The 15,751-nt window shown below is 33.4% G+C and carries 10 protein-coding genes; 6 read left to right on the top strand and 4 right to left on the bottom strand.

Going from position 1 to position 15,751, the window contains the following annotated elements:
- A complete protein-coding gene (locus M4I21_RS09120; protein WP_249558811.1) occupies nucleotides 1-2,946 on the bottom strand; it encodes a SusC/RagA family TonB-linked outer membrane protein in 2,946 nt (981 codons plus the stop codon).
- A gap of 265 nt (nucleotides 2,947-3,211) precedes the next feature.
- Here M4I21_RS09120 and M4I21_RS09115 point away from each other — a divergent pair, with 265 nt between their 5' ends.
- The 6 genes from M4I21_RS09115 (at nucleotide 3,212) to M4I21_RS09090 (ending at nucleotide 12,159) form a co-directional block, all read left to right on the top strand.
- Nucleotides 3,212-4,249 carry a LacI family DNA-binding transcriptional regulator gene (locus M4I21_RS09115; RefSeq protein ID WP_249558810.1) on the top strand — a complete coding sequence of 346 codons (1,038 nt, stop codon included), beginning with the start codon at nucleotides 3,212-3,214 and terminating at the stop codon, nucleotides 4,247-4,249.
- A gap of 135 nt (nucleotides 4,250-4,384) precedes the next feature.
- Nucleotides 4,385-5,761: an MFS transporter gene (locus M4I21_RS09110; protein WP_249558809.1), complete on the top strand. Its 1,377-nt coding sequence runs from the start codon at nucleotides 4,385-4,387 to the stop codon at nucleotides 5,759-5,761.
- Nucleotide 5,762: 1 nt separating this feature from the next.
- Nucleotides 5,763-6,419 (top strand): beta-phosphoglucomutase, encoded by a 657-nt coding sequence (pgmB, locus tag M4I21_RS09105; RefSeq protein ID WP_249558808.1) that lies wholly within the window; start codon nucleotides 5,763-5,765, stop codon nucleotides 6,417-6,419.
- A 58-nt stretch (nucleotides 6,420-6,477) separates the two neighbouring features.
- A complete protein-coding gene (gene mdxK, locus M4I21_RS09100; RefSeq protein WP_249558807.1) occupies nucleotides 6,478-8,784 on the top strand; it encodes a maltose phosphorylase MdxK in 2,307 nt (768 codons plus the stop codon).
- Nucleotides 8,785-8,798: 14 nt separating this feature from the next.
- A complete protein-coding gene (locus M4I21_RS09095) occupies nucleotides 8,799-10,724 on the top strand; it encodes a glycoside hydrolase family 13 protein (RefSeq protein ID WP_249558806.1) in 1,926 nt (641 codons plus the stop codon).
- Nucleotide 10,725: 1 nt separating this feature from the next.
- Nucleotides 10,726-12,159, top strand: coding sequence for an alpha-amylase family glycosyl hydrolase (locus tag M4I21_RS09090; RefSeq protein WP_249558805.1), 1,434 nt, complete (start codon nucleotides 10,726-10,728; stop codon nucleotides 12,157-12,159).
- Nucleotides 12,160-12,228: 69 nt separating this feature from the next.
- Here the strand turns inward: M4I21_RS09090 and M4I21_RS09085 are convergent, their stop codons facing one another.
- Genes M4I21_RS09085 through M4I21_RS09075 form a run of 3 tightly spaced genes read right to left on the bottom strand, consistent with a single transcriptional unit; the run spans nucleotide 12,229 to nucleotide 15,738 of the window.
- Nucleotides 12,229-13,776 (bottom strand): acyl-CoA carboxylase subunit beta, encoded by a 1,548-nt coding sequence (locus M4I21_RS09085; RefSeq protein ID WP_249558804.1) that lies wholly within the window; start codon nucleotides 13,774-13,776, stop codon nucleotides 12,229-12,231.
- A gap of 1 nt (nucleotide 13,777) precedes the next feature.
- Nucleotides 13,778-15,256: an acetyl-CoA carboxylase biotin carboxylase subunit gene (gene accC, locus M4I21_RS09080; RefSeq protein ID WP_249558803.1), complete on the bottom strand. Its 1,479-nt coding sequence runs from the start codon at nucleotides 15,254-15,256 to the stop codon at nucleotides 13,778-13,780.
- Between the two features lie 2 nt (nucleotides 15,257-15,258).
- Nucleotides 15,259-15,738, bottom strand: a complete 480-nt coding sequence (locus M4I21_RS09075) for a biotin/lipoyl-containing protein (protein WP_249558802.1) — start codon at nucleotides 15,736-15,738, stop codon at nucleotides 15,259-15,261.
- Nucleotides 15,739-15,751: the final 13 nt, after the last annotated feature.

Below are 15,751 nucleotides of genomic sequence, written 5' to 3'. Positions count from 1 at the left end.
TTAAAATTTTAAGTTTAGTCCTAACAAGAATGTTCTTGGTCTAGGATAAAAATTATTATCTATACCTCCACTAATTTCTGGGTCAATACCATCATAATTAGTAATTGTAAATACATTTTGTACCGTAGTTTGTATTCTTAAACTAACCTTATCATCTTTAAATGCATTCTTAAAATTATAACCAAGTGTTACGTTATCCATTTTTAAGAAAGAAGCATCTTGAATATAGTAGTCTGATAGTAACTGGTTGTTCTTAAAACCTGTGTCTAAAATAGAAGCACTTACGTTTCTGTTAGAACTTAATGAATTTAAGCCAAACTCGTTACCTGTTGAAGACGCTACATTGTTATAAGCATAATTACCTATACTAGCTCTCATTGTAAAACTTAAGTCCCAATTTTTATAATTTGTATAAGAAGAAAAACCTAGTAAGTAATCTGCTGATGGGTTTTCTTTAATATATAAATCTCCTGTATCTGATGAACCACCAGAAACACCATCACCGTCTCTATCTACATATACACCTTCTAATGGCTTACCATCTGCGTCATAAACCTGTTGGTACACAAGGAAAGAACTTTGTGCAGAACCTACTTGGTGTATTTGAGCCGTATTACCTACTCCTCCAGAGATACCACCAGTTGCAACACCTATATAACTAGGATCATCAACAACATTTAATTTGCTAATTTCATTTGTTAAGTAAGATAGATTAAAACCAAGATTCCAGTTAAAATCTTCTCTCTGAAAAATATCAGAATTTATAGAAAATTCAAATCCACTATTCTCTAAATCACCAATATTTGTAATTAATTGGTTGGTAAGATTAGATCCAGAAGGTATAGGGATTTGATTTAAAATATCTTTACTTTCTCTAGTATAATACTCTATACTACCGTTAATTCTATTATTTAAAAAACCATAATCTAAACCAATATTATATGTTTTAGATTCTTCCCACTTTATGTTAGCATCATAACCTGCAGGTCTTATGGTATTGTAAAAAGTACCTCCTAATTGATATTGTTGATTATCTGTACTTGTTTGGTAAACTGGAAGGTATCCAAAATCTTGATTAATTTCTTGTTGTCCTGTTTCTCCATAACCAATACGTAATTTTAAATTAGATATAGTTTCGGAATCTTTTAAAAAGTTCTCTTCAGATATGTTCCAAGCAAAAGCTGCGGCAGAGAAATTACCCCATCTATTATCTCCACTAAATCTAGACGACCCATCTGTTCTGTAACTAAGGGTTAGTAGGTATTTACTATCATAAGAATAACGTAAACGAGATACATAAGATTCAATAGCATTGTGAGTAGCAAAAAAAGTTGAATTTTCTGTTCCTGAAATTAAAGGATTGTTTGCATAATTTTCTCTATAAAATTTTTGAAAAGTATGTCCAACTGTTAACTCAAAAGAACTTTTAATACTTTCTACCTCTTTTTTATAATTAACAAAAAAATCTGCTAACGTACTTCTGCGTAGGCTACCATAGTCACCTGTAATACTTTGTGCGTTTTGTGCAGATGCAGCATTAGGATCTGTATTTGTTTTACCGTATCTCTCATTGTAATCAAAACCAAGAGTAACATTAAAATTAAGTCCATCTAAAAAAGGAGCGTAATAATCTAATTTAACATTACCAATTGCTCTTTTTGTTTCGGCTTCGTTTGATGATTGATTAATTAGCCCAAGTGGGTTTCTAGGTGCAAGATTGTTTATACTTCCATCATTATTTAACCATTCATAATAACCTCCGTAATTGTTATTACCACTAAAAATAGGTTGTGTAGGATCAAACTGTAATGCTGCTCCTATTACACCACCATTAACAAAATCGTCATTTGTTATAGATCCGTTTAAGTTTACATTAATTTTTAAGTCATTATCAAATAAATTCTGACGAAAATTTAAAGATCCAGAAGTACGTTCAAACTTAGAAGTTTTTACAAGTCCTTCTTGAGTTGTATACCCAACTGAAGCTCTAATTGCAGAACTTTCAAAACCTTTTGAAATTGTTAAGTTAGCATCTGTACCATAGGCTTCCTGAAAAATTTGATCTTGCCAATCCGTATCCGAGTTTCCTAATAAAGGAACTGCTAAAGTTTCGTTTTGGCTACCAATTAATGTATTCCTGTATTGGTCGGCATTAAGTACATCTAATTTTTTCTGAACTGTACCTACAGAACCATTTGTATTTAGCTCTACTTTTAAAGGAGCATTTAACTTACCACTTTTAGTAGTTATTAAAATAACCCCTGCAGAAGCTCTAGAACCATATATTGCCGTAGAAGACGCATCTTTTAAAACAACAAAACTTTCTATATCATTTGGATTAATAGAATTTAAAGCAGAAACAGAACTTCCGCCTGTAGTTCCCTGATCTACAGGAACACCATCTATAACAATTAATGGACTATTATTTGCCGATAAGGAAGAATTACCTCTAATAGTTATGGTTGCTCCTTGTCCTGGCTGGCCTCCTGGTGCAACTACACTAACACCTGCAGTTTTACCCGTAATTAATTGTTCTGGTGAGGTAATTGCTCCAGAGTTAAATTCATCCGTACTTACTTTTTCAATAGATCCAGTAGCATCTTTTACGGTAGTAGTACCGTAACCTATAACTACAACTTCTTCTAAAGCTTCGGTAGATTCTACCATTTCTACATCTAATGTACTAGATGTTACTTTTAGTTCTCTAGAATTGAACCCCACAGATGTAAAAACAAGTATATCACCCATATTTACATTTCTTATTTCATACATTCCATCAAAATCTGAAATAGATCCGTTAGTTGTTCCTTTTACAACAACATTTACTCCTAATAATGGAGAACTTGTAACGTTGTCTGTAATTTTTCCGGAAACTGTTTGTTGTGCAAAAAACAGTAAGGGAAAAAGTAGAAACACTCCTAAAAAGATATTCTTTAGTTTATTCATAAAGTTAGTTTGAGTTAATAATTTGATTAAAACTTAACACATTTTTATATTTCGCTTTGTGAAAGTATACGGTTAACTTTAATTTAACAAATCTAGATAGTTACGCAACGGGTTGCATGTTAACAACTTTGTCAAAAAGTGTGTTTTTATGCTAAAAAATTAGTCCAATATTAATAGATTGTTATTTATTTGCTGTAAAAAATTAAGTATTATCAATTTAGAGTTAATACTTAGCAGATGTTCACAAACGTTGTATCTTTATATTATGAAAGCCAAAATTACCATAAAAGACATTGCTAAAGAGTTAGGCGTGTCTTCTTCTACCGTTTCTAGAGCCCTAAAAAACAGTCCAGAAATTAGCGAGGAAACTCGTAAAAAGGTAAAAGCTTTTGCAGACCTATATCACTATAGACCAAATATGTTAGCGCAAAAACTACGCAACAATAAAACAATGGTAATAGGTGTAATTATCCCAGAAATTGTACATCACTTTTTCTCTAGGGTAATAAGTGGTATAGAGAAAATAGCCAACGGAAGAGATTACAATGTTATGATATGTTTATCTAACGAATCTTACGAGAAAGAAAAACTAAACATACAAATGATGGCTAATGGAAGTGTAGATGGCTTACTGGTTTCTATAGCCAAAGAAACCTTAGAAAAGGGTGACTTTGACCATTTTAAAGAACTAAAAGACTATAGCATTCCCTTAGTTTTATTTGATAGGATATCTGATAATATAGACTGTGATAAAGTTATAGTAGATGATATTGGAGGTGGTTACAAGGCAACAAAACATTTGTTAGACGTAGGATGTAAAAGCATTGCAATTTTATCTACGCCAGACCACGTAAATGTTGGTGCTTTACGTACAATTGGGTATAAAAAAGCTCTACAAGAGAAAGGGATTGTAATTAATGAAGACCTTATTTTTAAAGTAAATGATAACTCTGGTATTACAGATCAAATAAATACATTTATGAATAATAGCACATTAAAATATGATGGTATTGTTGCTGTAAATGAAATATATGCTGCTAATGTTATTAAAATTGCAAAAGAAAAGAACATACAAATACCTAAAGAGTTGTGTGTTGTTGGTTTTACAGACGGACTAATATCCTCTTTCTCAACACCTTCACTATCTACCATAGACCAACACGGTATAACTATTGGAGAACATGCTGCCGAGTTGTTATTAGATAGAATTCAGAATAAAGACACAAACAAAGAATACCAAAGAAAGGTTATTTCTACAGATTTAATAATTAGAAAATCATCAGAAAAAAATACAGATTTGTAATCTGTATCAAAAATTTTATATCTTTACCCCATCAAAATATTAAACTTAACACTTAATATTTTTATACTTCGCACCATATACACGCCATACAGACACTAATCTTGGCGCTGTATTTTTATATTTAATATTTACATTATGGAAAAACAGAAACTTAGTTTCTGGCAGATCTGGAACATGAGTTTCGGATTTCTGGGAATTCAATTTGGATTTGCCTTACAAGGAGGTTTTATGTCCAGAATTTTTCAGACGCTAGGTGCAGAAAAAGATGCTATACCGCTTTTATGGATTGCAGCTCCCTTAACAGGATTGGTTGTACAACCTATAATAGGTTATTTAAGTGATAGAACTTGGAGTACCCGCTGGGGAAGAAGAAAACCTTATTTTTTAATCGGCGCTATTTTAAGTTCACTAGCCCTATTTATTGTACCACACTCACCTACTCTTTGGGTCGCTGCTGGATTTTTATGGATTTTAGATGCATCTATAAACGTATCTATGGAACCGTTTAGAGCTTTGGTAGCAGACAAATTACCAGATTCTCAACGTTCTTATGGTTTTGTTATTCAGACTTTAATTATAGGTATTGGTACTTGGGTTGCGAGTAACCTACCTTGGATGATTTCTAAACTTGGTGTTAGTGACGCTGCACCATCTGGCGTAGTTCCAATGTCCGTGAAAATAGCATTTGCTATTGGTGCAGTAGTATTTTTAATAAGCATACTATATACCATTTTTACAACATCTGAATATCCACCAGAGGATATGGAAGAGTTTAAAAAGGAAAAAGCTAAAAAAAATCAGTTTATTCCAGACATTCTGAACAATATCGGCAATATGCCTTCTACAATGAAAAAACTAGGTGTTATACAGTTCTTTAGCTGGTTTGCCTTTTTTACAATGTGGAGTATGGCCAACCCTGCATTAACAGAGCACGTATTTAATGCTCCTGCACCTGTAGAAGCCAATTACAATATGGAGATTCCTGCACAGTTACAAGAGTTTAATATGGTTAATGAGTCTTTTCAAAAAGCATCTAACCTTGTTGGTTCTTATATGGGTACTTATGGTTTGTCTTCAATGGCTTTTGCTTTAATTCTTGTGTTATACACCTCTAAACGAAGAATTAATAGAAAAATGGTACATATGTTTTCTTTAATTATTGGAGGCACAGGTTTTATACTAATGTATTTTATTCCGTCCCCAGAATACTTAACAGTTTGCTTTGTACTTATTGGTTTTGCTTGGGGTAGTATTTTATCTATGCCTTATGCAATGCTGTCTAGTGCTGTAGATCCAAAAAGAATGGGTGTTTTTATGGGCATTTTTAATATGTTCATAGTAATACCACAAATTATTGCTGCTATTGGTGGCATAAATATTATCTCAAATTTATTAGGAGAAGAAGCTATAAATGCAATGATTGTTGCTGGTATTAGCTTAATTATTGCAGGGTTATGCAACTTCTTAATTACCGAAAAAAGTGCAATTTCTTATCAAACAATAGAAGAATAAAATGAAAAGAAAAGGATTCATATTTGATCTAGACGGCGTTATTGTAGATACCGCCAAATACCATTTTTTAGCTTGGCAAAAGCTTGCTAATTCTATTGGTGTTGAATTTACACACGAACAAAACGAACAACTTAAGGGTGTTAGCAGAGTAAAATCTTTAGAAAAAATACTTAACTGGGGTACTATTACGCTAGAGACAGCAGAGTTTAACGCTCTAATGTCAAAAAAAAATGAAGATTACTTACAACATATAGAAAAAATGGATGCTTCTGAAATTTTACCAGATGTACCAAGAATTCTAGAATTATTAGAAACACAAAACCAAGGTATTGCCTTAGGTTCTGCAAGTAAAAATGCAAAGGTTATTTTACAAAAAGTAAACTTAATACAAAAGTTTAGCGCCATTATAGATGGCAATGGTGTTACAAAAGGTAAACCAGATCCAGAGGTGTTTTTAAATGCTGCACATGCATTATCTGTAGAACCAAAAGATTGTATTGTTTTTGAAGACGCAACGGCTGGTGTTAAAGCTGCTAATGCTGCAAATATGATTAGTATTGGTATTGGCGATGCTTCAATTTTACACGAAGCTGACTATGTTTTTAAAGATTTTACAGAAATCTCATCAGACTTTATACAAGAATTAATAAAAAAATAAAGTAAATAATAGCTTACTCAAAAAGTAATATTTACAAGAATCAATAGCATAAGAAATTATGAATCAAGATTATATTATACCAAACAACTGGTCTATCATAGAAGAAGGTTTTAACACAGACAGAGTTAAATCTTCAGAGAGCTTGTTTAGCGTTGGAAACGGTGCAATGGGACAAAGAGCTAATTTTGAAGAACACTACTCGGGACCTACTTTTCAAGGTAGTTACATCGCTGGTGTTTATTACCCAGACAAAACCAAAGTTGGTTGGTGGAAAAAAGGATATCCAGAGTACTTTGCCAAAGTGTTAAATGCTCCTAATTGGATTGGTATAAACGTAGAAATTAACGATGAAACCTTAGATTTATTTACGTGTACCAAAGTAGAAAACTTTAAGAGAGAACTAAATATGCAAGAGGGTTGGTTGTCTAGAAGTTTTACTGCTACTCTAAAAAACAATATTGTTGTCGCAATAAAAACAAAACGTTTTTTAAGTCTAACTTTAGATGAAGTTGGAGCCATAACATATACTGTAACACCGCTAAATAGTGATGCAAAAGTTACTTTAAGCCCGTATTTAGATGCTGGTATAACAAATGAAGATACCAATTGGGACGATAAGTTTTGGGAAATTACCAACATAAAAACTGACAATAACAAAGCGTTTATAGAGGCACATACTTTAAAAACAGAATTTCATACGTGTACGTTTATGCAATCTGAATGTTTATTGAATGATAAAAAGCTTGATCTTTTACCTAACGAAAAGAAAGAAAACAACAAAATTACGTTTGAGTATTCTGCAGATGTAGATGCAAATTCTTCATTTACAATACACAAATTTGCGGGGTATACCGTTGATAGAAATCACCCTAAAGAAAACCTTATTTCTGCTGCTACAGAAGTATTAGACAAAGCAATAAAAGCAGGTTTTAATGCATTATTACAATCACAGAAAGAAGCCTGGGCAAGTATTTGGGAAACATCAGACATTACAATAGATGGCGATGTAAAGGCGCAGCAAGGTATACGTTTTAATATTTTTCAGTTAAACCAAACATATTTAGGTACAGATGCACAACTAAATATTGGACCAAAAGGTTTTACTGGCGAAAAATATGGTGGTAGTACGTATTGGGACACAGAAGCTTATTGTCTTCCGTTTTATATGGCTACTAAAGACCAAAATGTTGGTCGTAATTTATTAGCCTACAGATACAATCACCTAGAAAAAGCAATAGAGAATGCAGAAAAGTTAGATTTTTCTAATGGTGCTGCACTGTACCCTATGGTAACTATGAATGGCGAAGAATGCCATAACGAATGGGAAATTACTTTTGAAGAAATACACAGAAACGGAGCCATAGCTTTTGCAATTTACAACTACTACAGATACACTGGTGATTACAGTTATATTCCAGAAAAAGGATTAGAAGTTCTTATTGGTATTGCTCGTTTTTGGTACCAAAGAGCTACATTTTCTACCAAACAAAATAAGTATGTTATTTTAGGAGTTACTGGTCCTAATGAGTACGAGAACAACATAAATAACAACTGGTATACGAACTATATGGCGCAATGGTGTATTAATTACACCGCAGAAACTATAGCAAATGTTAAAGAAAAATACGCTACAGATTATGAGCGTGTTATGTCTAAAGTTAATTTAACTTCTGATGAAATTGAAAAATGGGAAGATGTTGCGCATAATATGTATTTTCCATTTTCTGAAGAGCACAATGTCTTTTTACAGCAAGATGGATTTTTGGATAAAGAACTAACTCCGGTTTCTGATTTAGATACTGCTTCTAGACCTATAAATCAGAAATGGTCTTGGGACAGAATTTTACGTTCGCCTTATATAAAACAAGCAGATACATTACAAGGTTTTTACTTGTTTGAAGACAACTTTACAAATGAAGAAATAGAGCGTCATTTTGATTTTTACGAGCCTTTTACAGTGCATGAAAGTTCACTATCTCCTTGTGTGCATAGTATTTTAGCTGCAAAGTTAGACCGTATGGATCAGGCTTATAATTTTTATGTAAGAACATCTAGATTAGATTTAGATGATTATAATAAAGAGGTAGAAGAAGGCTTGCATATTACATCTATGGCTGGTACTTGGATGAGTATTATAGAAGGCTTTGGTGGTATGCGTGTGCGCAACCACACCTTATCTTTTAATCCTAAAATTCCTAAAGAATGGAATGCGTATTCGTTTAAAGTAAACTTTAGAAACCATACCATTAAAGTAAATGTTAGTCAGTCTAAAAATACTTTTGAACTTTTAAAAGGTCAAGAGCTTACACTACTGGTAAACGGAAATTCTATTACTATTAAACAGAATAATTTAATTACTACTTAAATACTGATTTAACTATGAACAAAGGATTTTTAAGCGTTTTTGTATTAGTTTTTGCTCTTTTTGTTTCTTGTTCTCCTAAAAAAGAGCAGAAACAAGAAGAAGCTCCTATTACAATCTCCAATGATATAGAGCGAATAGAGCCTCCAAATTGGTGGGTTGGTCTTAAAAATAATAATTTACAACTGCTGGTTAAAGATCCTAACGTTTCAGAAGCAACTCCCACTATTTCTAAAGCGGGTATTTCTATAAAAAAAGTAACTAAAGGTGATAGTCCAAACTATATTTTTATCGATTTAGAGATTGATAAAACAGTAACAGCTAACCAATTTAATATTGAGTTTACCTATAAAGATGGCAGTAAAAAAACACAAACTTACGAGCTTAAAGATCGAGATAAAAAAGCTGAAGATTATGTAGGCTTTTCTAGTGCAGATGCTGTTTACTTAATAACTCCAGACCGTTTTGCAAATGCAGATACATCTAATGACATAGACAGTACTTTAAATGAAAAAACAGTAAATCGCGCAGAAGATTATGCCAGACACGGAGGTGATATTAAAGGTATTACCAAAAACTTAGGGTATATAGATTCTTTAGGATTTACTGCTATATGGCCAAGTCCGCTTTTAACAAATAATATGTATAACGCATCTTATCACGGCTATGCCATAACAGATTTTTATGGTGTAGACCCTAGGTTTGGCACTTTAGAAGAATACATAGAATTGGCTAAAAAATCTAAAGAAAAGGGTATTAAAATTATTATGGATCAAGTTGCTAACCATTGCGGATTAGAACATTGGTGGATGAAAGATTTACCTTTTAAAGATTGGGTTAACGATCAAAACCAGTTTATAAATAATAAGCCGGTAACCATTGCCAACCACAGAAGAACAAGCAATCAAGATATATACGCATCCAAAGCAGATAAAAAAGAGTTGACAAATGGTTGGTTTGGTAACCATATGCCCGATTTAAACCAGCGTAATCCTTTTTTAGCCACCTACATTATACAAAATAGTATTTGGTGGATAGAAACTTTAGATCTTGGTGGTATTCGTCAAGATACCTACCCGTATCCAGATAAAGATTTTATGGCCAATTGGGCTGGTTCTATAATGACTGAATATCCTAATTTTTCTATAGTTGGTGAAGAATGGAGTTACAACCCTCTATTAATTGCATACTGGCAAAAAAATAATCCCAATAAAGATGGTTACGAGTCTAACCTTACTTCTACTATGGATTTTGCAATGCAAAAAAATATAATAGATGCTTTAAATGAAGAAGAAACTTGGGGCACTGGATTGATAAAAGCTTACGAAGGTTTAGCTAACGATTTTGCTTATGAATCTCCAAAGGATATTATGGTCTTTTTAGACAATCATGATATGGACCGCGTATTTACCCAGCTTAGTGAAAACATAGTAAACACCAAAATGGCTGTAGCGTATATGTCTATGTTACCACGAATTCCACAGTTTTATTATGGTACAGAAATTCTTATGCAAAATACGGCCAAACCCGGAGATCACGGACTAATACGTACAGATTTTCCTGGCGGATGGAATTCTGATACTACAAATGCATTTACAGGAGCAGGCTTAACTGCTAATCAAAAAGAAATGCAGGAGTATATGCGTACACTATTAAATTTCAGAAAAAATAGTGAGACTATCCACAACGGAAAAACAATGCACTTTGCTCCAGAAAATGGAGTTTATGTTTTATTTAGAATTTTGAATGATAACGTTGTTACAATCATATTAAATAAAAATAAAGAAGCATACCAATTAGATCTTTCAAGGTTTCAAGAAATTGGTTTAAAAGGCAAAACTGTAACCAATATAAATACCAAAGAATCCTTTGTTTGGAAAGACAGCTTACTGTTGCAAAATGAAGGAGCAACAATACTAACGACAAAACTTAATAATAAATAAAATGAAAAAAATAATTGTATTATTATCCTTATCTGCAGTACTATTATCCTGTAAAGAAGAAGCTAAAAAAACCCCAGAAACAGTAACTAAGGAAGAACCAATTGCCGTAACTCAAGTTATAGAAGATGGTGTTATTTACGAGGCAAACATTCGTCAATATTCCCCTGAAGGGACTTTTAATGCTTTTTCTAAAGATATTCCTGTTCTAAAAAAATTAGGCGTTAAGGTAATTTGGGTAATGCCAATTAATCCTATTTCTAAAATAAAACGTAAGGCAACTGGAGAAAAATTTACGAGTGAAATAGAGAATGAAGAAGAACGTAAAAAATACTTAGGAAGCTACTATTCTGTATCAGACTACAAAGCTATAAACCCGGAATTTGGTTCGTTTGATGATTTTAAAAACTTAGTATCTACTGCTCACGACAATGGAATTTTAGTTATTGTAGACTGGGTACCTAACCATACGGGTTGGGATCATCCTTGGATAAAAAGTAACCCTGAGTATTATACTCAGAATGAAAAAGGCGAAATTATAGATCCTATTAATCCAGAAACAGGAGAATCTTGGGGATGGACAGATGTTGCTGATTTAAATTACGACAATATGGATATGCGTAAGGATATGATTAGGGACATGAAATTTTGGGTGGAAAAAGCAGATATTGACGGTTACAGAATGGATGTTGCACACAAAGTACCTGTAGACTTTTTTGATACAGCTATTAAAGAAATGAAAACGGTGAAACCTATTTTTATGTTGGCAGAAGCAGAACAACCAGGTTTATTACAAAACGGTTTTGACATGCAATACGGTTGGGAAGCACACCATATTTTTAATCAAATAGCTAAAGGAGAAGCTTCTGTTACAGAGTTTGACGACTACATGGTTAAGCTAGACACTATTTTAGAAGCAGATGATATTAATATGAACTTTGTTACCAACCATGATGAAAACTCTTGGAATGGCACACTTTTAGAAAGAATGCCTAACAACAAAGAAGTATTTACAGCATTGACATATGTTATGCCTGGTATGCCATTAATTTACTCTGGTCAGGAATATGACATGGAGCATAGATTACGCTTTTTTGAAAAAGATACAATTCCTAAAACTAAAGGAAAATACTTTTCACTTTTAGAAAAATTAGGAGAATTAAAAAATACTAATTCGGCTTTAAACGGAGGTAAAAAAGCTGCTAATTACACTAGAGTAAAAACATCTAACAATGAAGCAATTTTAGCTTTTAAAAGAGAAAAAGGTGGAGAAACAGTATATTTCATTGCCAATTTAAATGATAAGGAACAAGAAGCAACGATTGCTATAACAGGAGAATTTACAGATTACATCTCTACTACAGCTTTTAAAGTTGATGAAAATGTAGCCGTAAAACTAGCTCCTTGGGAGTATCATATTTTAGTTGCTAAAAAATAGAAAAAAACACCCATAAAAAAAGCGCCAATTTTAATTTAAAATTGGCGCTTTTACTTTTTAAAATATAAGCTACAACGGAATATTACCGTGCTTACGCTTAGGTACATGTACAACCTTATCCTCTAACATAGCCATAGCTTTTATAAGTTTTTTACGGGTATCTTTCGGTAAAATAACCTCATCTATAAAACCTCTTTGCGCTGCACTATATGGATTTGCAAACGTATCTGCATACTCTTGTTCTTTTTCTGCTAGTTTAGCCGCAGGGTCTTCTGCTGCTTGTATTTCTTTTCTAAAGATAATTTCACTAGCTCCTTTTGCTCCCATTACTGCTATTTCTGCTCCTGGCCAAGCATAATTCATATCTGCACCAATATGTTTAGAGTTCATAACATCATATGCACCACCATAAGCTTTACGCGTAATAACAGTTACTTTTGGCACCGTAGCTTCACTTAAAGCATATAGTAATTTAGCTCCGTTTGTAATAATACCATTCCATTCTTGGTCTGTTCCTGGTAAAAATCCTGGTACATCTACCAAAACAAGTAACGGAATATTAAAACAATCGCAAAAACGTGTAAAACGTGCAGCTTTTTTAGAACTATCTACATCCAATACACCAGCTAAACTCATAGGTTGGTTAGCAACAATGCCTATACTCCTCCCTGCTAAACGTGCAAAACCAACAACAATATTATCTGCGTAATCTTTATGAATTTCAAAAAAAGAATCCTTATCTATAATTCCGTTTATAACAGTACGCATATCATAAGGCTGATTTGCGTTTGCTGGAACCATAGTCTCTAATTCTTCTCTAATTTCATCACCCAAAGTAAAAGGTAGCTTCGCTGGTTTATCCTCACAATTTTGAGGCATATAGCTAATCATTTGCTTAATTTGGTTAATACATTCTATATCATTGGCTGCGGTAACGTGTGTTACTCCAGATTTTGTAGCGTGTGTTTTTGCACCGCCTAATTCCTCAGAAGTTACCTCTTCATTAGTAACTGTTTTTACAACATTTGGCCCAGTTACAAACATATAGCTAGAGTTTTCTACCATTAGGGTAAAATCTGTCATTGCTGGTGAGTACACCGCACCACCTGCACAAGGTCCCATTATTGCAGAAATCTGAGGTATTACACCTGAAGACATTACGTTTTTATGAAAAATATCTGCATAACCACCTAAAGAGCGCACTCCCTCTTGTATTCTTGCTCCTCCACTATCATTTAATCCAATTACAGGCACACCTATTTTCATAGCCATATCCATAATTTTACATATTTTTTCTGCGTGAGTTTCAGATAATGCACCTCCAAAAACAGTAAAATCTTGTGCAAAAACACAAACTTGCCTTCCGTTTATTGTTCCGTAACCGGTGACAACACCATCACCATAAAACTGCTGTTTGTCCATACCAAAATCAGACGTTCTATGCGTTACTAAAATTCCCATTTCTTCAAAAGAACCTTCATCTAACAAAAAATGAATACGTTCACGAGCAGTTAATTTTCCTTTAGCGTGTTGTTTTTCTATACGTGCTTTACCACCACCTAACTTAGCTAAATCTATTTTAGACTGTAATATGCTTTCTTTACTTTGCTCTCCCATTTTACTTTGTATTTCTGTTAGTACTCCAATTGGAAGTTTCCTGTTCTGGTGTTTTTATTATTTTGGTATGCTCATTAAATAAGTGAACACCAAATAAGGCGGCAACTTTATGTTCTGGTAAACGAGCCGCTATTAACTTATCTGCAGAATAGTATTTTTTAACAAAATGCGTGTCAAAATCTCCAGATAAAAATGCAGGATGTTCACAGACAAACTTTCCAAAAGACAAGGTTGTAGATGCCCCTTCAATTTTGTAACCTTCAATAGCAGTAAGCATTAATTGTATTGCTTCTTCTCTAGTGTCTCCGTAGGTTATCAATTTAGACAACATAGGATCATAATAAATAGGAATTGTCATACCTTCCTCAAAACCATCATCTAATCGTATACCTTTGCCTTCTGGTCTTTTATAGGTTGATAACGTACCAATACTTGGCATAAAGTTATCCAAGGGATCTTCTGCATACACCCTAACTTCTACAGCGTGACCCTTTATTTTTAAATCGTTTTGTGTAATTTCTAATTTCTCATTCCTAGCAACTTTAATTTGTTGCTCTACCAAATCTACACCTGTTATAAGTTCTGTAACTGGGTGCTCTACTTGTAAACGCGTATTCATCTCTAAGAAGTAGAAATTTTTATCAGCATCTAATAAAAACTCTACAGTACCAACTCCAACATAATCGCAAGCCTTTGCAACTTTTATTGCTGCATCTCCCATTGCTTCTCTAATAGCAGGAGTTAACACTACAGATGGTGCTTCTTCTACAACTTTTTGATGTCTACGTTGTATGCTACATTCACGCTCAAACAAATGAACCACATTACCGTGGTTATCTGCTAAAACCTGAATTTCTATATGTCGTGGAGAAGCCACATATTTTTCAATAAAAACAGATCCGTCTCCAAAAGCAGCAACAGCTTCACTAATAGCACGTTTCATTTGCTCTGGTAACTCTTCACTATTTTCTACAACTCGCATTCCTTTACCTCCACCACCTGCAGCGGCTTTAATAAGTATAGGGAAACCAATTTCTGTAGCCACTTTAGTCGCTAAAGCAACATCTGTAATTGCTTCTTCAATACCCGGAACCATAGGAATATTATACCCTTTAACTGCTTCTTTGGCAGCTAATTTGTTTCCCATAATTTCTATGGCGTGTGGTTTTGGACCAATAAATGTGATTCCGGCTTTCTCTACCTTCTTAGCAAATTCTGCATTTTCACTTAAAAAACCATATCCTGGATGTATACCATCTGCACCTGTATCTAAGGCTGCTTTTAGTACTTTGTCCATTACCAAGTAAGACTCTGAAGACGGAGCATTACCTAAACACACAGCTTCATCTGCAAATTTAACGTGTGGCGCTTCTCTATCTACTTCAGAAAAAACAGCAACAGTTTTTATTCCCATTTTTTTAGCAGAACGCATTACTCGTAATGCAATTTCTCCTCTGTTTGCAACTAGAATTTTCTTCATCTTTATGCTATCTCTATTAATAATTGTCCTTTTTCTACAGCATCGTCTTTTTTAACTTCTATCAATTTTACAACCCCATCACTAGGAGCAGTAATAATGTTTTCCATTTTCATTGCAGACAATACTAAAACTTGTTCTCCTTCTTTAATTTCTTGGCCTTCTGTAACCAAAATATCTAGAATAAGTCCAGGCATAGGAGCATTAATATTTTTTTCCTTTTTTGTACTTGCAGTCAATAAGCCCATTTGTTTTACCATTTGGTCGTACTCATCTGCTATGGCAATAGTGTAATTATTACCATTTACCTCTACAGTAAGTTTTTTGGCCAGATAGTCTGCATGGACTAGTTTAGCGCTGTACTTCTTATTATCTTGTAATATATGATATTCTGTGTCTGAATTTTTAACAATATCTAGCTGGGAGACTTCCTTACTATTTAAAGCTATTTCTTCATTATTTACTGAAACAACGTATGTTTTCATAATACAATAGTTT

The organism is Cellulophaga sp. 20_2_10, from assembly GCF_023476645.1.
In the GTDB taxonomy this organism is placed as follows: Bacteria; Bacteroidota; Bacteroidia; order Flavobacteriales; family Flavobacteriaceae; genus Cellulophaga.
The sequence above is the reverse complement of the archived record's forward strand: the minus strand, read 5'-3'. Positions and strand labels throughout refer to the sequence as shown.

What these genes read in the sequence shown, in the direction of transcription:
- M4I21_RS09120 (WP_249558811.1), bottom strand. Translation starts at nt 2,946, where the DNA reads ATGAATAAACTAAAGAATATCTTTTTAGGAGTGTTTCTACTTTTTCCC.
- M4I21_RS09115 (WP_249558810.1), top strand. Translation starts at nt 3,212, where the DNA reads ATGAAAGCCAAAATTACCATAAAAGACATTGCTAAAGAGTTAGGCGTG.
- M4I21_RS09110 (WP_249558809.1), top strand. Translation starts at nt 4,385, where the DNA reads ATGGAAAAACAGAAACTTAGTTTCTGGCAGATCTGGAACATGAGTTTC.
- pgmB (WP_249558808.1), top strand. Translation starts at nt 5,763, where the DNA reads ATGAAAAGAAAAGGATTCATATTTGATCTAGACGGCGTTATTGTAGAT.
- mdxK (WP_249558807.1), top strand. Translation starts at nt 6,478, where the DNA reads ATGAATCAAGATTATATTATACCAAACAACTGGTCTATCATAGAAGAA.
- M4I21_RS09095 (WP_249558806.1), top strand. Translation starts at nt 8,799, where the DNA reads ATGAACAAAGGATTTTTAAGCGTTTTTGTATTAGTTTTTGCTCTTTTT.
- M4I21_RS09090 (WP_249558805.1), top strand. Translation starts at nt 10,726, where the DNA reads ATGAAAAAAATAATTGTATTATTATCCTTATCTGCAGTACTATTATCC.
- M4I21_RS09085 (WP_249558804.1), bottom strand. Translation starts at nt 13,776, where the DNA reads ATGGGAGAGCAAAGTAAAGAAAGCATATTACAGTCTAAAATAGATTTA.
- accC (WP_249558803.1), bottom strand. Translation starts at nt 15,256, where the DNA reads ATGAAGAAAATTCTAGTTGCAAACAGAGGAGAAATTGCATTACGAGTA.
- M4I21_RS09075 (WP_249558802.1), bottom strand. Translation starts at nt 15,738, where the DNA reads ATGAAAACATACGTTGTTTCAGTAAATAATGAAGAAATAGCTTTAAAT.